The sequence below is a fragment of the Mitsuokella multacida DSM 20544 genome (assembly GCF_000155955.1).
GTDB classification, from domain to species: Bacteria; Bacillota; Negativicutes; order Selenomonadales; family Selenomonadaceae; genus Mitsuokella; species Mitsuokella multacida.
Genome location: NZ_GG697141.2, coordinates 702916 through 719771, shown reverse-complemented (window position 1 = coordinate 719771; position 16856 = coordinate 702916). Strand labels below are relative to the sequence as shown.

The window sequence follows — 16856 nt, the reverse complement described above, 5'->3', positions numbered from 1 at the left end:
CCTGCAGGCGGCAGGTATCCCCTCGCCCTGAGTAGCGTTATCGCTAGGGGCTTTCCGGACTTAGCTGGACGCGCGGTGACTGGCCCTTTGGGCGGTCGCCTTGCTCTTGCAGCTGAGTATCGTTTTATATTTCTAGCTAGAAAAAATAGGCTTCTATTTTTTGGGAAGCCTATTTTTTGTGTCTTGTTATGATTTCGTTGTGAGGGGGAAGGTCAAGGTGAAGGTGGTGCCTTTTTCGAGCTGGCTTGTTACCTCGATGGTGCCGTCGAAGAGTTCGACGAGGAATTTGACGAGGGAGAGGCCGATGCCGTTGCCTCCAGATTTGCGGGCGCGGGCTTTGTCGACGCGGTAGAAGCGGTCGAAGATGCGCGGGAGGTCGGCGGGGCCGATCCCGATGCCGTTGTCGGCGACGGTGAGCTCGAGCTGGTTGGCGGCTTGCCGGCTCTTCAGGTGGATGGTGCCGCCCTCCTGTGTGTACTTGATGGCGTTCTCGGTCAGGTTGTAGAGGATCTGCCCGAAGAGCTCGGGGGCGGCGAGGACGTAGAGGGGAATGGGGGCGGGTTCTTCGATGAGGGTCTGCTCCTTGCTCTTTGCCTTGGCCTGCAGCTGCTCGACGGTCTGGTGCAGGATGGTGTTGACCTCGACGGGGCGGCGCTTGATCTTGGTCTTGCCGTGGGTGCTGTCGAGGCGGGCGAGCTCTAGGAGGCCTTTCATCAGGCTGTTCATGCGCTGGGCTTCGCGGTAGATGATGCCGATGAAATGGCGGCTGGCCTCGGGGTCTTTGAAGTCGTCGTCTAAAAGGGTCTCGGCGAAGCCGGAGATGGAGGTCAGCGGGGTGGCGAGCTCGTGGGCGGCGTTGCTGACGAACTCGGCCTGGCGCTGGTTGATCTCCTGCAGGAGGGAGATGTCGTGGAAGACGGCGAGCACGAGCTCGTCGGGGCCGTCGTAGAATGGCGCGAGGAAGACCTGGAAGGTCTGCGCGGCACTGCCGTCGTGGATGGTCAGGGTGATGGTCTGGGCCTTGCCCTGGCGGCAGACTTCCTGCGCGGCCTCGGAGAGCTCGGCGCTGCCGATGACGTGGATGCTGTGGCGGTGCAGGGCGTTGCCCTGCAGGTGGAATGTCTCTTCGGCCTGCCGGTTGGTGCCGACGATGAGGCCGCGCTCGTCGATGAGCATGATGGCGTTGTCGGTGTTGTTGAGGATCAGGGTCATCTTCTCGGCTTCGGCCTGCGACTCCTGGATCTTGGCGGAGAGGTTGCGCGTCAGCTGGTTGATGGTCTGGACAAGTGTATCGAACTCATCGCCGCTGTGCCACTGCAGCCGCTTGTGGAGGTTGCCGCTCGCGATCTCCATCGCGTCGAGGCTCAGGCAGCGGATGGGCTGGACCTGTCGGTGCGCGAGCCAGATGGCGATGATGAGCGCGGCGAGCAGGGCAAAGAACAGGGCGGAGAGGATGACGCGCAGGCCCGTGTGGTATGACTGTTCCATCGAGGCGAGCGAGGAGGACGTGCGGATGATGCCGATGAGCTGGCCATTTCGATAGACCGGCACGGCGACGTACATGAGGTTCTCGTGCAGGGTATCGCTCTGCCGGATGGCGAGGCCGTACGATTCGGTCATGGCCTGCTGGACTTCCTCGCGGTCGAGGTGGTTGCTCATGGACTGTTCTGGGTCGGCTGTGTCGGCGAGGACGGTGCCATCGGCATCGATGACTGTCACGCGCAGCGAGGTCTCCTCATGGATTTCTTGCAGCGTCGTATGGAGCCCCGCGACGTCCCTGCTGTAGAGAGAATCCTCCAGTGAGGTCTCGATGATCTGGGCGTTGAGGATCAGGGCGTTCTTTTCCTGCTGCATCGTGTAGTCGCGGAAGTAGTTGAGCAGGATGATGCCGAGCAGCGACAGGGAGACGAGCACGACGAGCAGGAAGGAGGTGACGAGGCGCCGCGTGATCTTGGAATGGAACAAGGCAAGTCCTCCTCAGTCGATGCGCGTCTGCCAGCCGGGGTCAGCCGCGGCCGCAAAGCAGCGTTCAATCTGCTCGCGGCTCGTCTTCTCTTCGGCGATGTTTTCGGGCAGCTCGTGGCGGGCGAAGTAGCGCGCCTCGGTCGTCTCGATGTTGGGCTGGAAGGTACCGCCGAGCACGCGGCAGAGCGAGAAAATCTTGATGATGCCGTAGGGATTGTTCTGGATGTTGTGCTTGCGCCAGTCGTCGATGGCGATGACGCGCTCGACGGCGACGTCGAGGCCGGCTTCTTCCTTGGCTTCCTTGATGGTGTTCGAGGCAACCGACTGGTCGACGTCACACCAGCCGCCCGGCAGGCTCCATTTGCCCGTGCTTTCGTGCACGAGCAGCAGCTTGCCGTCCTGGAAGATGGCCGCGCGCGTGTCGATTTTCGGCGTCTGATAGCCCTCTTCGTTGCAGAAGAGCTGGCGGACCTTGGCGAGCGGCAGGTCGCTCTGGGCGGCCATCATCTTGGCTGCGATGTCGCGTAGCTCGGCATAGCGCTCGAGGTCGAACCGGTCATGGCCGTAGTGGAGTCCGGCCTGCGCGAGGCTCTGGATCCTCACGATCCAGTCGAGCCACTGCTGCTGGCCCGCCGTCACGACGCGCTCTTCCATCACTCTCGTATTTCTCGTATCCGATGACATGTCGACATCTTCCTTTCGCTCTAGTCCATCTTTATTTCTTTCCTTGTGATATGATTCTAAGTCCTCATTCGACAAAAGTGCATATTTTCCTTCTAATTCTCATTTTTATATGCAAATTTATATGCAAAATGTCTTTTACAAAAGGACATAAGCTGTGCACACCAATAGGACGGTTGACGAAAAACCACGCTCTTATCGTCGCATCTTCCTTATTGGATAAGGGGCAAATGGTGTTTTACATTCTTGACAGTTCCGGGTGTCTGGCGTAAACTGGATAGGTGCGCATATCCATGTTGAATGGACAGTGACGCGCTGAGAATGCGAATGAGGGGGATTTATATGTCAGATGAAAACAAGTCGCGGCGTCCGTATGCACCACGGATGTCACCTCAGAAAACGTACGAGGAGATCAACTCGTACGTCGTCTTCTGGGGATTATTTTTCTCGGTGCTGTTTGCCTTGGCGGTCGGCTATCTCTGTCTGAAGATCGGACAGACGGTCGATGCCTTTGCGCCGGTGTCGGTACTGGCCATGGGCATGGCGGTGCTCTTCCACCGCAAGAACGCCTTCCCGGAGACGGTCCACATTCAGGCCATCGCGAGCGCGGGCACGAACATCATCGGCGGTGCGATGTTCATCCTGCCGGCGCTCTACATCCTGAACATCGAGGATGTCTCGTTCATCGAGATGGCCATCCCGATTGTGCTCGGCGGTGTGCTCGGCGTCTTCTTGGCGACGGTCTTCCGCCGCTACTTCTGTGAGGAGATGGACGGCGTCTATCCGTTCCCGTCGGGCAGTGCGGCAGCTGAGGTGCTCGAGTCGGATGAGGGCACGAAAGCCCATCTGATGCTCCTGAGCGGTGCGGTCGCGCTCGTCTACGACTTCGTGCTCAACTCGCTGGGCTGGTGGCAGGAGCTCCTGACAACGACGACGTTCCACTGGGGCCAGGTACTCGCGGACAAGTACAAGCTCGTCTTCAGCCTCGACAACGATGCGGCACTGCTCGGCATCGGCTACTTCACGGGCCTTCGCTACGCGGCCATCATCGCGGCGGGCTCGTTCTTCTCGTGGCTCGTCTGCATCCCGGTCGCCTATTACCTCGGCGGCGACCACACGATGGTCGTCGGCGGCGAGACGATGCTGCTCGCGAATGCGCCGGTCGATGCGGTCTTCTCGCAGTACGTCCGCCACATCGGCATCGGTATGCTCGCCATGTCGGGCATCATCGGCCTTCTCTCGATGTCGGGCGTCGTCGTCCGCGTCGTCAAGCGCGCCATCGCGGACCTCTTCTCGAAGGGTTCGGCCGCTACGGGCACGCTGCTGCGCACGCAGCAGGACCTGCCGATGACGCAGATCGTCTTTGGCAGCCTGCTCATGGCCATCCTGTTTGCCGTCTTCTTCCATGTCATGTGTTCGGAGAGCCTGATGCAGACGGTCATTGCGTTCGTCCTCGTCGTGCTCTTTGCGCTGATGCTCTCGGTCGTCGGCATCAGCTCGATCGCCTTCACGGGCAATGAGCCGGTCTCCGGCATGACGATCTTCATGATCATCGTCTCGGCTGTCGTCATGGGCGGCGTCGGCATGTCGGGCAAGACGGGCATCATCGCGATCCTCATGATGGCGGCCTTCCTCTGCGCGACGCTGGCCGTCTCGGGCAACTTCATGTCGGAACTCAAGGTCGCCTACATCACGGGCGCGACGCCGAAGAAGATGCAGCAGTGGCAGCTCGTTTCCATCGTGCTCGCGGGCATCGTCTCGGTCGGCGTCGTCTTCCTGATGCACTACGCCTACGGCTTCACGGGCGAGGATGCGCTCGCAGCGCCGCAGGCCAATGCGATGGCCGCCATCGTCAAGCCGATGATGGACGGTGGCGATGCGCCGTGGCCGCTTTACATGGCGGGTGCGTTCTTCGCAGTCCTGCTCTGGATGATGAAGATCCCGCCGCTTGCCTTCGCACTCGGCTCGTATCTGCCGATGGGCATCAACACGCCGGTCCTCGTCGGCGGCCTGATCTCGTACTTCGTCTCGCATAGCAGCGATGACGCAAAGGTCAACGCCAAGCGCCTCAGCGAGGGCAATACGGTCGCCTCGGGCTTCGTCGCGGGCGGCGCCATCGGCAGCCTCATCAGTGCGGTCCTGCACATCGCAGGCATCGACTGGTTCGCCAAGGCCTGGGCCGCTTCGCCTGCCGCAACATTCGCAGGCATCGTCGCTTACTTCGTGCTCTGCATCTTCCTCTACGCGATGGCCAAGCACGCAGTCAAGCAGGATTGAATCAAGTCGATAGACATATAAGGTCAACAAAAGCCAGCTTCGGTGCGTTTTCCGCGCCGCGGGCTGGCTTTTGTGCTATACTGAATAGATAGTCTTGATTGGGAAAGAACTAGGAAGGAAAGGGATAAGAATGAATCACGCACGCCGCACGGGCATGATGGCGGCACTGTCGACGTATCTGATCTGGGGTGTCCTGCCGCTTTACTGGAATCTCCTCGCACGGGCGGAGGCCAACGAGATCCTCGCGCACCGCATCATCTGGTCGTTCATCTTCATGGTCGTCGTGCTCATGGTGACGAAGCGCTGGCAGAGCTTCAAAGAGGACTGCCGCGCGCTCTGGCAGAACAAAAAGCGCGGGGCCATCCTGCTCTTGGCAGCTTTCACCATCAGCCTGAACTGGTTGACGTACATCTGGGCGGTCAATCACGGGCATGTCATCGATACGAGCATCGGCTACTACATCAACCCGCTCATGAGCGTGCTGTTCGGCATTGTCTTTTTCCGCGAGCGCATCTCGGGGCTCAAGAAGATCAGCCTGCTGCTCGCGGCCATCGGCATTGTGCTCATGACGTATCAGCTCGGCAAGCTGCCATGGGTGGCAGTCGTGCTCGCCGTGTCGTTCTCGGTCTACGGTGCGCTGAAGAAGCAGCTGCACCTCAATCCGTTCTCGAGCATCACGCTTGAGACGCTGCTGATGGTGCCGTTCGCTGTGCCGTACATCGGCATCCTCATGATGTCGCCTGCGAATCACTTCTCGCTGGCGACGCCGGACCTCGCGCTCTACCTCATGGGAACGGGCGTGGTGACGGCGGTGCCGCTCGTCTTGTTTTCGTACGGAGCGAATCTCCTGCCACTTAACGTACTCGGCTTCTTCCAGTACATCAGCCCGACAATCGGCCTGCTGCTCGGGATTTTCTTCTTTCACGAAACGTTCGGGATGGCGCAGATCAGTGCGCTCGGTTTCGTGTGGGCGGCGATCGTGCTGTTTACGGTGGCGGAAAGCTTGCGGGGAAGATAAGCCTGGCAAAGGGAGACGGCCAGAACGGCCCCTGTCTAACGCTTCGCGCAGCAGGCTGAAGCTACGCTTATAGACAGGGGCCGTTCTGACCTTGGGCTCGTGTGTTGGCAGCTGCGCTCATGCTGTTGCAAGGGGATGCGGACCAGAGATATCCTGCCTAACGTTCCGCGCAGCAGGTTGAAGCTCCACTTATAGACAGGATAACTCCGGTCCTCAGGCTTGTGTGTTAGATGGTATTGCAGTACTATAGCAAGATAAGGCGGGAAAGGTGGGACCATGCCTAACGCTTCGCGCAGCAGGCTGAAGCTGCGCTTATAGGCATGATCCCACCTTTCCCTTAGTCTCACACGTATTTGAGAAAAGATTGAACAGATAAGAAAGGATAGAATCTGATGGATAAAGAGAAGAATCGGTTGGAGTCGATCGGGCGGCTTTGTGAGGTTGTGGCGCAGCTAAGGGGGCCGGGGGGATGTCCTTGGGACCGGGTGCAGACGCATGAGAGCTTGAAGCCGGCTTGCATTGAGGAGGCGGCGGAGGTGCTTGGGGGGATCGATATCCTGCGGGAGACGGGCAGGGCTGAGAATCTCAAGGAGGAGCTCGGCGACCTTCTGCTGCAGGTGGTCTTTCATGCGCAGCTGGCGCAGGAGGAAGGGCTCTTTTCGCTGGCGGATGTGGCGGAGGCTGCGGCGGCGAAGATGGTGCGTCGCCATCCGCATGTCTTCCACGAGCCGATGCTCGATGATACGGGCAAGCCTTTGACGGGCTGGAAGGAGATCAAGGCGCAGGAGAAGAAGGGACGCGAGTGGGAGGAGGACTACCTGCCGCATGCGTTTGAGGAAGCGTCTGCTCTGATTGAGCAGGCAAAGAAACGAAAGGGGATATGAAAATGATACGTGACATTGTACGCGATACGTTTTTCCTCGCGCAGCCGTCGGTTCCGGCGCAGCGCAAGGATGTGCCGATTGCAGAGGACCTCATCGACACGCTCAAGGCGAATGCCGACCGCTGTGTCGGGTTGGCGGCGAACATGATCGGCGAGCGCAAGTGCATCATTGCCATCCGCGTCGGCCATGCTTATCTGGCGATGCTGAATCCGACGGTCATCCGCCATTCGAAGGAAGTGTACAACGTGAGCGAGGGTTGCCTGTCCCTTGACGGCGAGCGGCCGACAACACGTTATAAGTGGATTGAGGTGGAGTATCGCGACCTCAAGTTCAAGAAGCAGAAACAGGTCTTCCGCGATTTCCCCGCAGAGATTGTCCAGCATGAGATGGACCACTGCGAGGGAATCTTGATCTGATAAAAAATACGCAGCGCCAAAGGTACACTGTGCAGGACAGCCGGGAATGGCTGGGCAACATTACGCTCAGCGGTCTGCTAAACCGATTTTTTGCCATAAAAATATCCTTACAAAAGAGCGAAACGCGCTTCGCTTGAACGACACTCTTTTGTAAGGATTCTAGTCGGCAAAAAATCGGTTCTTCACGCAGACCGCTGAAAGCTCCACTTATGCCCAGCCATTCCCGGCTGTCTTCATCATTCTGGCAGATTCAGGCAGATTCCTGTTGACATCCTCGCCCTCGCACAACACAAAAAGCATCTGTCCATGTACAAGCCTGAGGACAGGAGTTATCCTGCCTATAAGTGAAGCTTCAGCCTGCTGCGCGGAACGTTAGGCAGGATAACTCCTGTCCGTCTTCTTTTGGCTAGCGTAACTTCCTTATTTCACTCCCTCTACGCAGATCCAGCCGTGCTCGTCTTCGATGTGGATGGTGACGGCGCTAAAGCCGGCGGCGCGGAAGATGGTCTCGAAGGTCTCTGGCGTCGGGTTGTAGAGGCGGTAGTTCTTGATGTTTTCCTGCACTTCTTCGCTGAGTCCCGGATGGTCGTAGATCTCGGCGATGAGCAGGAAGGTGCCGCCTTTCTTGAGGACACGGCGAACTTCTTTGAGGTTCTCGGGCGGGGTGGGCCAGAAGTAGAAGCTCTCGACGGTCGTGATCTTGTCAAACGCATCGTCAGCAAACGGCAGGGCTTCGACGGAGCCCTCGCAGACCGTCATCTTGCCGGCGGCGATATCGGCGGCATTCGTCTGGCGCGAAGTATCGACGGAGGTCTTGGCGTAGTCGACGCCGGTCAGATGGCCGTTCTTGATGTGCGCGCTCATGCGCCGCAGGTTGGCACCGCCGCCGCAGCCGATGTCGAGGACGTTTTCATCGCCCTGCCAGTGGAAGAAGGAGAGGCCCCAGGCCGTGAGGGCGGCGTGGCTCTCGTTCATGCGCGCGAGCATCTTTTCGCCGGCTTCGCCCGTCGGCTTGGCCGGATTGCCGGCATTCGTGATCTTTTTCTGCTGGATCATCTCGTCATTTGTCATCGTAATCGATTCCTTTCTGTCTATCTTGCAATCTTGCTGTCATGCGCTTTTTCTATCTTATTGTAACGGATGGCGGGCGCAAAGGCAAACTGCTGGCATGACCTGTTCCATCTTGATTCTTGATTTCGGAGCGGTTTCTTGCTATGCTGAGAATATACGAATTTTGTGATTTTGTTAGTAAGAGAGTGGGGGAATCCTTATGGCAGTAACGTACAGATGGGCCACGCTTGGCTGTGGTGTCATCGGCCATCAGCTTGCGGAGGCGATGCAGAAGCTCGGCGGCAATCTCTACGCCGTCGGCAACCGCACGCACGAGAAGGCCGTGAAGTTTGCGGAGCAGTACGGCGTCGGCAAGGTCTATGATAAGCCGGAAGATATGTTTGCGGACCCGGATGTCGACATCATCTACATCTCGACGCCGCACAACACGCATATCAAGTACCTGCGCCAAGCATTGGCCGCGGGCAAGCATGTGCTCTGCGAGAAGTCCATCACGCTCAACTACTACGAGCTCGAAGAGGCCGTCAAGCTCGCGATGGAGCATCATGTCGTGCTCGCGGAGGCGCAGACCATCTACCACATGCCGATCTACCGCGCGCTGCGCGAGCGCATCGAACGCGGTGACTTCGGCCCGCTGCGCCTCATCACGATGAACTTCGGCAGCTACAAGCCCTACAACATGAAGAACCGTTTCTTCAACCGCAATCTCGCGGGCGGCGCAATGCTCGACATCGGCGTCTACGCGCTGTCCTTTGTGCGCTGGTTCATGAGCTCCTGCCCGCAGGAAATCGCCTCGCAGGTCCTCTACGCGCCGACTGGCGTCGACGAGCAGGCCAGCATGCTTCTGAAGAATGCGCAGGGCGAGATGGCGACCGTCATGCTCTCACTGCACGCCAAGCAGCCGAAGCGCGGCATGATTTCTTTTGACAAGGCCTACATCGAGCTCATGGAGTACCCGCGCGGCGACAAGGCCGTCATCACCTGGACCGAGGATGGCCACAAGGAGGAAATTGTCGCCGGCGAGACGGCCAATGCCCTCTGCTACGAGATTGAAGACATGGAGCGCACCGTCGCCGGCAGTGAGGACTTCATGCACCTTGACTACACCGTCGACGTCATGGCCCTGCTGACCAAAGTTCGCAGGGACTGGGGCATGCGCTATCCAGAGGAAGAGTGAACAGGTGGTGACAGGCGATGAAGCGCTTACTGGCCATGGGGGATATCCATAGCATGTCCTCGCGGATGGGCACGTCATTCTCATGGACACCGGCAGCTTCCTCAGTGAAGGCCGCATCTCGTGCATGGACCTCCTGACGCACGAGGTCTGGCAGTCCCGCGATTCGGAACCATGAACAGCTTGCAGCAAGCATATTCTCAAAAAAATATGCTTGCTTTTTTTGTGGCCGCATGATATGATATTCCTTTAAATGATATTAATTATCATTATTTAGAAGTAAAAACAGTAAGCTAATGAAGCATTACTGGTATCAAAAGGAGGAGTATCTTATGTCATTGATCAACAAAGAAGTCAGCGAGTTCTCGGTGAAAGCCTATCAGAATAATGCGTTCCGCACCATCACGAAGGACAATCTTCTTGGCCAGTGGAGTGTATTCTTCTTCTATCCTGCCGATTTTACGTTCGTCTGCCCGACGGAGCTCGAAGACCTGGAGAATCACTATGATGCCTTCCAGAAGCTCGGCTGTGAGATCTATTCCGTCTCGTGCGATACGGAGTTTGTCCACAAGGCATGGCATGACCATTCGGAGCGCATTGCCAAGATCACGTATCCGATGGTAGCCGATCCGACGCACGCTTTGGCACGCGACTTCGAGGTGCTCATTGAGTCGGCTGGTCTTGCAGAGCGCGGGACCTTTATCATCAATCCGGAGGGAAAGATTGTCGCTTATGAGGTCAATGCGGGCAATGTCGGCCGCAATGCCGAGGAACTGCTGCGCAAGGTGCAGGCCTGCCAGTTCGTCCACGAACATGGGGATGAGGTCTGCCCTGCCAAATGGCAGCCGGGCGCCGAGACCCTGAAGCCGAGCCTTGACCTCGTGGGAGCGCTCTGATGGCGGAAGTACCAGCCAAAGCTCCTGCACGGGAGCTTTACGACGTCATCGTGATTGGCGGCGGTCCGGCCGGCCTTACAGCGGCCATCTATCTGGCACGGGCCTGCTACCGCGTCCTGGTGATCGAGAAGGAACACTTCGGTGGCCAGATCACCATCACAGATCGCGTCGTCAATTATCCGGGCATTGCGTCCATCAGTGGAGCGGCCCTGACTGAGAACATGCGCCAGCAAGCCGAAGCTTTTGGCGCAGAATTCAAGATAGCAGAGGTCACTGCTCTCGACATGAGCGGCGATATCAAGACCCTGCACACCACGCAGGGCATCCTCTCCTGCTTCGGCGTCCTGCTCGCCGCCGGAGCGCGCCCTCGCTCTGCGGGCTTTACTGGAGAGGAGGCCTTCCGCGGCCGCGGCGTTGCCTACTGTGCGACATGTGATGGGGAATTCTTCCGTGGCAAACAGGTCTTTGTCGTCGGCGGCGGCTATGCAGCAGCCGAGGAGAGTGTGTTCCTGATGAAGTACGCATCCCATGTCACCTGCCTGGTGCGCGGCGATGATTTCAGTTGTGCCAAGGCTACGGCTGATGAAGCGCGCAACCATCCGGACATCACCGTGCGGACGCACACCGTCGTGGAGTCCGTCGAGGGAGATACCCTGTTGCGTCGCCTGACCTGCCGGGATACCGAGACCGGGGAAACCAAGACGTATGATGCGGGGAAGGGCACGTTTGGCGTCTTCGTCTTTGCTGGCTATGAGCCGGCGACAGAACTGATCCGGGGCATTGCCGAACTCGACCCGAAGGGATATGTGATCACGGATGCGTCGATGAAGACATCCTGTGACGGCCTTTACGCGGCTGGCGATATCCGCATCAAACCGCTGCGCCAGTGCATCACGGCGGCTGGCGACGGGGCCCTGGCTGCGACAGAGCTCGAGCGCTATGCACTGCAGATGCAGAAGAAGACGGGCATCCGCCCACTGCGCCCCGCTGTTGCCGAACCGGAGGAGCCTGCAGCAGAGAGCGCATCTAGTCAGCTCTTTCAGCCGGAGATTGTCCGGCAGCTGCAGACGGTCTTTGCCCGCATGGAACGCGGCCTGGAACTGCGCCTTTATCTGAATGATTCGGCCAAGAGCGGCGAGCTCGCATCGTATGTGGACGAGCTCGCGCGCCTGACGGATAAGATTCAGGTCGTGCGCATGCCAGCAGAGGAGGCTGCTGCCGAAGACGAGCGCCCCTGCGTCCGCGTCTTTTGCGGCGGCAAGCCTGTCGGCATCGCGTTTCATGGCGTGCCGGGCGGCCATGAATTCACTTCCTTTGTGTTGGGCCTCTACAATGCGGCAGGGCCGGGACAGGCCTTGGACGAATCACTGCGCCAGCGTCTGCTCGACTGGGATACGCCTTGTCATCTGCGCATCTTCGTCAGCCTGTCCTGCACGCTCTGTCCAGAGCTCGTCACAGCGGCTCAGCGCCTTGCGACCCTGAATCCCAGAATCACGACGGATGTCTACGACCTCAACCTCTATCCCTCACTGCGTGAGGCGTATCAGGTCATGAGCGTACCGTGCTTTCTCATCAATGAGGACGGCCCTCACTTCGGCAAGAAGACGGCTGCCCAGCTGCTCGACCTGATGGAAGCGGCTCGAACCTGAGGGCGATGTTCTGCTTCTGATTGATGTCCATTCAAGAACGAGAGGCTTCCTGTCCTTCCGGCTGTGCCGGAGACAGGAAGCCTCTTTTGTATTCAGCTCAAGGTGATGATCTTCCCTCCGCTTGCCTCGTAGAGGCGATGGGAGATGGAGAGGACGGCGCGGTCTTTGGAAGCGGCCTGAAGGGCGCGGATGATCTGGCGCTCAGTCAGGGCATCGAGATTGGCGGTGATCTCGTCGAGCAGCAGCAGGCGGGGATTCAGCGCGATGGCGCGCGCGATGCCGAGCAGCTGGCGCTGTCCCTGCGAGAAGAGTGCTGGGCAAAATGGCGTCGCGAGCCCCTGCGGCAGCTGCGCGCAGACCTCTGCCATGCCGGTGAGCGCCAGCGCCTCTTGGACGGCAGCCTCCGTGACGCGCGCATCGCGCAGCGTAATCTGGTCCCGCACGCTGCCGTCGATGGCCGTGAATCCCTGCTCGACGCAGCAGCAGATTGGACGCCTCTTTTCAGCGGGGATGGCGCGCGGGTCGAGCCCGCAGATGCGGATGTTGCCGGTCCGCGGCGCGTAGAGGCCGAGAATCAGCTTGAAGAGCGTCGTCTTGCCGACGCCCGTGCGGCCGGCCAGCGTGACGGTCTCGCCTTCGCGCACGGTCAGGGAAAAATCGCGGAAAAGCGAGGGCCCCTTGCCGTAGCCGAAGGAGACATGCTCTATGACGAGCGGCAGCTGCTGCTCAGCCGGTGATGGGCTTGCGGCGGCAGGCGGCAGGCTTTCGAGCGGCGCGGCAAAGAACTCCCGCAGCCGGTCGATGCCAGCAATGGCAGACTGGATGTTCTGGATCTCCATGCCGATGCTCTCGAGCGGGGTGAAGATGCGGCGCACGTAGGCAATCAGGGCGACGACACTGCCGACTGTCATGCCAAATAAAGCCTGCATGGCACTGCTGCTGACGGAGAGCGCCATCATGAGGCAGATGATGGCCGTGCAGTTGCAGATGATGATGGGCGAGTAAATGGAGTCGCAGAAGTTGCTGCGCTCCATGGCGGCGAAGCTCTGCTTCAGGGAGACGCGGCAGCGCTCTGCCATGTAGCGCTCCTGTTGGCAGAGGTGGATGGTGCGGATGTTGTCAACCGTCTCAGGAATCAGGGCGCTCGTCTTTGCGACGGCTGCGCGGTTGTCGAGCTGGGCTTGGCGCATGCGCCGCTGGAAGTAGCGCGTCAGCAGGAAGAGCAGTGGCAGAGCGATGACGAGCAGGATGCCGAGTCCGCCGCTGATCTGGCTGACGACGGCGAGGATGGCCAGGATCGTGCAGGCGTCGGCAATCATGCTGACGACGCCGGAGTCGAACAGGCTCTCGAGCGTATCGACATCGTTGATGAAGCGCGAGGAAAGCGCGCCGGACTCGTGCTGCACGAAGAAATCAGCGGGCAGGCGCGAAAGCCGCTGGCACATGGCGGAGCGCAGGCCGTGCGTGATCTTCTGCCCGAGGACGGTGATGCCGGTCTCTTTCAGCGTATCGACGAGGCCACCGGCCGCGCAGAGCGCGAAGTAGAGCAGCGCGACTAAGAGCAGCGTCTCCTCGGCAATCGCGCCGTCGGCCAGATGGTCGACGAGGTACTGGAGGACGAGCGGCGGCGTGATATTCACGGCGATATCGGCTGCGATGACGAGCAGCAGCGCGGCGAACAGCAGCGCATAGCGGCGCAGGATGGCGAGCCAGACATCACGCATGGGAATCCGCCTCCTTTCCAAGGGAAGCGAGCGGTGGCAGGGACTCTGCCGGGCTCTGCGGCACTTGCAGGTCGTAGAGCCGCCGGTACGCGTCACACTGCTCGTACAGAGCGGCATGATCGGCGACCCTGACCGCGCCGTCCGGCTGCATCCAGATGACCTGATCGAGCTGTGGGAAGACCGTGAGGCGGTGCGAGATCAGCAGGATGATGCGCCCGTTTGAGCTTTGCCGCAAGTGCTGCAGGATGCGGGCCTCGGTCTTCTGGTCGACGGAGGCGAAGGGGTCGTCGAGGACGAGGACGGGGCAGCCGCCAAAGAGCGCACGTGCCAGTGCGACGCGCGCCTGCTGGCCGCCCGAGAGGCGCAGGCCACCGGGACCGATGCGCGTTGCGGGGCCGTCAGGCAGGTCGTCCTCATCGAGGCAGACCGCCTGCCAGACCGCGCGGAAATCATCCGGCCTGTCGGTGCAGCCGAACTGGATGTTTTCGGCAATCGTGCCGGAGAACAGCTCAGGACTGTGGCCGCTGTAGCCGATGATGCCGACGGGGGAGCCGTGGCCATTGCCGAGCTCCTGACTGCCGAAATAGATAGTACCATCGTGCGGGCTCTCACAGAGCAAGGCGCGGCCGAGCGTCGACTTGCCGCAGGCGACGGGACCCGTGATGCCGATGATTTCGCCGGGCCTTGCCGTAAAGGAGAGGTTGCGGAATACAGGCATTTCTGTGCCGGGATAGGTGAAGGCAACGTCCTGCACGGTCAGCACATCAGCAGGAAACGGCTGCTGTGGCTCAGTCAGCGGCGCGCTTTCCTGTAGCTGCGGACGGATGCGCTGCCAGGAAACCTGCGCCTTCTGGACGGCATTGAAGAGCTTGGCCGCATGTGAGGACTTGACGGCCAGCTTGAGGAAACAGGCGAGGTAGGTGGAGAAGGCGGCGATATCCCAGGATGCCATGCCGCTGCCGAGCACATTCCTGCCGCCTTCGTAGAGGATCACGACCGTGCCGCAGAGCGCGATGCTGCGGTAGAGCGGCTGCAGGGCGTTCTCGAAGAGATTCGAGCGGATCCGCTTCTTCTCGTAGTCGGTCAGCAACGTTTCGTAATGCGCATCCTCTGATGCCTCCACGCCGTAGATGCGATACGTCATGGCGTGCCTGAGACGGTCGAGCGTGCCGTCAGTCAGGGCGCCGCTGCTCTCCTTGCTCTGTGCCGCCGCGCGCGCGACATGGCGGCGCAGGCGGTCGGCGAGCAGGTAGGCGAGCGGCGGGAAGAGCAAGACGAGCATGGTCAGACGCCAGTCGTAGTAGAGCAGCATGGCGATGTAGGCCACCATGACGACGCCGGTGTCGAAGAGCTCCGTCGTGAACTTCCGCATGCCCTCGACGCAAGCATCGATGTCGGCGATGATCTTCGTCATGAGACTGCCAGTATCCTGACGCGCAATCGCCGCCCTCGTCATCTGGACGAGATTCTGGTAGAGCCGCGCGCGCATGGTCAGGCTGACATGGTTGGCAAACTTGCGCACGTAGAGGCGCTTTATGTAGCGGGCGCCCTGCACACAGAGGATTGTCGCCAGATAGCACAGGCAGAGCCGGTACATGTCCGACGCCGACTGCTTACCCTGCACGATGTCGTAGAGACACTGCGCCAATTGGCCGTCAAACCAAGGGCCGGCCAGCATGCCGACATTGTAGATGAGCCCGCTGACCGTGACGATGCCCAGCATCTTCCGCTCCTGCCAGAAATACGAGCCGAGCTCCTTCCAATGCTGCGTTTGCTGTTGGGATTGCAATGTGATCACCTTCCCGATATGCATGTATTTGTCAAAATTTTATTACTCTTCCATTATACCACTGGATACCATAGGAATACTAGGTGAATAGCAAGACGGTACTGCCGTAAGATAGACTGGCTTTGTCAGGAAGTTCAGGTTATAATGAGATTATCATTTATTCATCCGCATAGGCTCGTATATCCTAGAAGAAGCCGCTGCGGCACCATGCTATCAGGAGGCGATGCAGGATTGTAAATCCGTCGCCATAATCAAGTAGGCAAGTAGAGTAGCTCATCACAATGATGCAAGGAGGAACTGAAATGGATCGTTTAGAAGAAATCCTGGCTGCCAACAAGGCATTTGTGGCACATGGCAAGCACGACTACACAGAAGAGGATATTGCCGCGAGCAAGCTGCCGAAGAAGAAAATGGCGATTTTCACCTGCATGGACACGAGGCTGACGGAAATCCTTGAGCCGGCCATGGGTATCCAGCGCGGTGATGCTAAAATCATCCGCACGGTCGGCAACTACCTCACGGGCGAATTTGACGCGGTCATTCGCAGCCTGATGGTGGCGATCTATGAACTGGGCGTCGAAGAGATTTTTGTCGTCGGGCATTACGAATGTGGCATGGCCAAGACGACGGCAGACAGTCTCGCCGCTGCTATGCGTGCGCATGGCGTAAGTGAATGCGCCATTGCCAAAATTCATGGCGAACTCGAGGTCTGGGCCAACGCTTTCCGTGATCCTGTCGAAAATGTCAAAGATGCTGTGGCCAAGATCACCAGCAATCCTTACATCCCGAAGAACATCAAGGTACATGGCCTGATGATCCATCCTCGGACAGGGAAGCTCGATGTCATTCAGACTGCATCAGACGATTCCACTTTGGGGAAGATAGCAGATTAAATTTCCCAAGTACAAGTATATAGACATGCAAAAAGGAGGGCGGGTTCCCGTCCTCCTTTTAGTGTGGCCCCATACCAGCCTGCCGGTGTCCAAGGGCCCAGTTCCCTTATGCCGTCTGCTGCAGGATTTGATCGTGGGCAGGGCAGAACCGAAAAACCATTTCAGGGTAATCCTTCTGATTGCCAAGCCCTTCTTTGATGCCTGATTGTTATGCGTTAACCGAAAGAGCGTTGAATTCCTGTACGTTAAGCGTTGTCCGTTAAGCGTTGCGCGTTGCGTTCGGTCGTATTTCAGAAGCGGGATTTGAACCCACGTACCAAGGTTAAAAGCCTTGTGCTCGAACCACTGAGCTATTCTGTATGGAGTCGATCATCTTTTACATCTCATCGACAAAGATACACTGGATGCTGGACTTCGGC

At 59.0% G+C, this 16856-nt stretch carries 13 protein-coding genes and 1 tRNA gene; 8 read left to right on the top strand and 6 right to left on the bottom strand.

What is annotated here, in order from left to right; translation table 11 throughout:
* Positions 1 to 186 precede the first annotated feature (186 nt).
* Complete coding sequence (locus MITSMUL_RS03350; RefSeq protein ID WP_005839952.1) at positions 187 to 1965, bottom strand: HAMP domain-containing sensor histidine kinase; 1779 nt, start codon at positions 1963 to 1965, stop codon at positions 187 to 189.
* Between the two features lie 12 nt (positions 1966 to 1977).
* Positions 1978 to 2649, bottom strand: coding sequence for an NUDIX hydrolase N-terminal domain-containing protein (locus MITSMUL_RS03345; protein ID WP_244944620.1), 672 nt, complete (start codon positions 2647 to 2649; stop codon positions 1978 to 1980).
* A gap of 381 nt (positions 2650 to 3030) precedes the next feature.
* On the opposite strand from MITSMUL_RS03345, the gene MITSMUL_RS03340 reads away from it, so the two are divergent.
* The 4 genes from MITSMUL_RS03340 to MITSMUL_RS03325 all read left to right on the top strand — a co-directional run bounded on the left by MITSMUL_RS03340 (position 3031) and on the right by MITSMUL_RS03325 (position 7241).
* Positions 3031 to 4923: an OPT family oligopeptide transporter gene (locus tag MITSMUL_RS03340; protein ID WP_248614805.1), complete on the top strand. Its 1893-nt coding sequence runs from the start codon at positions 3031 to 3033 to the stop codon at positions 4921 to 4923.
* Between the two features lie 130 nt (positions 4924 to 5053).
* Positions 5054 to 5941, top strand: a complete 888-nt coding sequence (gene rarD, locus MITSMUL_RS03335) for an EamA family transporter RarD (protein ID WP_040635387.1) — start codon at positions 5054 to 5056, stop codon at positions 5939 to 5941.
* Positions 5942 to 6333: 392 nt separating this feature from the next.
* Positions 6334 to 6825, top strand: a complete 492-nt coding sequence (locus tag MITSMUL_RS03330; protein ID WP_005839946.1) for a MazG nucleotide pyrophosphohydrolase domain-containing protein — start codon at positions 6334 to 6336, stop codon at positions 6823 to 6825.
* 2 nt (positions 6826 to 6827) lie between these two features.
* Positions 6828 to 7241 (top strand): peptide deformylase, encoded by a 414-nt coding sequence (locus MITSMUL_RS03325; protein ID WP_040635386.1) that lies wholly within the window; start codon positions 6828 to 6830, stop codon positions 7239 to 7241.
* Between the two features lie 420 nt (positions 7242 to 7661).
* Here the strand turns inward: MITSMUL_RS03325 and MITSMUL_RS03320 are convergent, their stop codons facing one another.
* Entirely contained in the window at positions 7662 to 8297 is a 636-nt protein-coding gene (locus MITSMUL_RS03320; protein WP_248614803.1) for a class I SAM-dependent methyltransferase, read from the bottom strand.
* 214 nt (positions 8298 to 8511) lie between these two features.
* Here MITSMUL_RS03320 and MITSMUL_RS03315 point away from each other — a divergent pair, with 214 nt between their 5' ends.
* The 3 genes from MITSMUL_RS03315 (at position 8512) to MITSMUL_RS03305 (ending at position 12031) form a co-directional block, all read left to right on the top strand.
* On the top strand, positions 8512 to 9489 hold the full coding sequence (locus MITSMUL_RS03315) for a Gfo/Idh/MocA family protein (RefSeq protein ID WP_005839938.1): 978 nt from the start codon (positions 8512 to 8514) through the stop codon (positions 9487 to 9489).
* Between the two features lie 329 nt (positions 9490 to 9818).
* Positions 9819 to 10382 carry an alkyl hydroperoxide reductase subunit C gene (gene ahpC, locus MITSMUL_RS03310; RefSeq protein ID WP_040635385.1) on the top strand — a complete coding sequence of 188 codons (564 nt, stop codon included), beginning with the start codon at positions 9819 to 9821 and terminating at the stop codon, positions 10380 to 10382.
* Complete coding sequence (locus MITSMUL_RS03305) at positions 10382 to 12031, top strand: FAD-dependent oxidoreductase (protein WP_005839934.1); 1650 nt, start codon at positions 10382 to 10384, stop codon at positions 12029 to 12031. Before ahpC ends, MITSMUL_RS03305 begins: the two co-directional genes overlap by 1 nt.
* Before the next feature lie 92 nt (positions 12032 to 12123).
* On the opposite strand, the gene MITSMUL_RS03300 is transcribed toward MITSMUL_RS03305, so the two are convergent.
* On the bottom strand, positions 12124 to 13755 hold the full coding sequence (locus tag MITSMUL_RS03300; protein ID WP_005839932.1) for an ABC transporter ATP-binding protein: 1632 nt from the start codon (positions 13753 to 13755) through the stop codon (positions 12124 to 12126).
* Positions 13748 to 15568 (bottom strand): ABC transporter ATP-binding protein, encoded by a 1821-nt coding sequence (locus MITSMUL_RS03295; RefSeq protein WP_005839931.1) that lies wholly within the window; start codon positions 15566 to 15568, stop codon positions 13748 to 13750. The genes MITSMUL_RS03300 and MITSMUL_RS03295 overlap by 8 nt, the downstream gene beginning before the upstream one ends.
* A 278-nt stretch (positions 15569 to 15846) precedes the next feature.
* Here MITSMUL_RS03295 and MITSMUL_RS03290 point away from each other — a divergent pair, with 278 nt between their 5' ends.
* Entirely contained in the window at positions 15847 to 16437 is a 591-nt protein-coding gene (locus MITSMUL_RS03290; RefSeq protein ID WP_050751627.1) for a beta-class carbonic anhydrase, read from the top strand.
* A 288-nt stretch (positions 16438 to 16725) separates the two neighbouring features.
* Here MITSMUL_RS03290 and MITSMUL_RS03285 read toward each other — a convergent pair.
* A tRNA-Lys gene (locus MITSMUL_RS03285) sits at positions 16726 to 16797 on the bottom strand.
* Positions 16798 to 16856 lie beyond the last annotated feature (59 nt).

What these genes read in the sequence shown, in the direction of transcription:
- MITSMUL_RS03305 (WP_005839934.1), top strand. Translation starts at nt 10,382, where the DNA reads ATGGCGGAAGTACCAGCCAAAGCTCCTGCACGGGAGCTTTACGACGTC.
- MITSMUL_RS03330 (WP_005839946.1), top strand. Translation starts at nt 6,334, where the DNA reads ATGGATAAAGAGAAGAATCGGTTGGAGTCGATCGGGCGGCTTTGTGAG.
- ahpC (WP_040635385.1), top strand. Translation starts at nt 9,819, where the DNA reads ATGTCATTGATCAACAAAGAAGTCAGCGAGTTCTCGGTGAAAGCCTAT.
- MITSMUL_RS03340 (WP_248614805.1), top strand. Translation starts at nt 3,031, where the DNA reads ATGTCACCTCAGAAAACGTACGAGGAGATCAACTCGTACGTCGTCTTC.
- MITSMUL_RS03290 (WP_050751627.1), top strand. Translation starts at nt 15,847, where the DNA reads ATGGATCGTTTAGAAGAAATCCTGGCTGCCAACAAGGCATTTGTGGCA.
- MITSMUL_RS03300 (WP_005839932.1), bottom strand. Translation starts at nt 13,755, where the DNA reads ATGCGTGATGTCTGGCTCGCCATCCTGCGCCGCTATGCGCTGCTGTTC.
- MITSMUL_RS03295 (WP_005839931.1), bottom strand. Translation starts at nt 15,568, where the DNA reads ATGCATATCGGGAAGGTGATCACATTGCAATCCCAACAGCAAACGCAG.
- MITSMUL_RS03345 (WP_244944620.1), bottom strand. Translation starts at nt 2,649, where the DNA reads ATGTCATCGGATACGAGAAATACGAGAGTGATGGAAGAGCGCGTCGTG.
- MITSMUL_RS03315 (WP_005839938.1), top strand. Translation starts at nt 8,512, where the DNA reads ATGGCAGTAACGTACAGATGGGCCACGCTTGGCTGTGGTGTCATCGGC.
- rarD (WP_040635387.1), top strand. Translation starts at nt 5,054, where the DNA reads ATGAATCACGCACGCCGCACGGGCATGATGGCGGCACTGTCGACGTAT.
- MITSMUL_RS03320 (WP_248614803.1), bottom strand. Translation starts at nt 8,297, where the DNA reads ATGATCCAGCAGAAAAAGATCACGAATGCCGGCAATCCGGCCAAGCCG.
- MITSMUL_RS03325 (WP_040635386.1), top strand. Translation starts at nt 6,828, where the DNA reads ATGATACGTGACATTGTACGCGATACGTTTTTCCTCGCGCAGCCGTCG.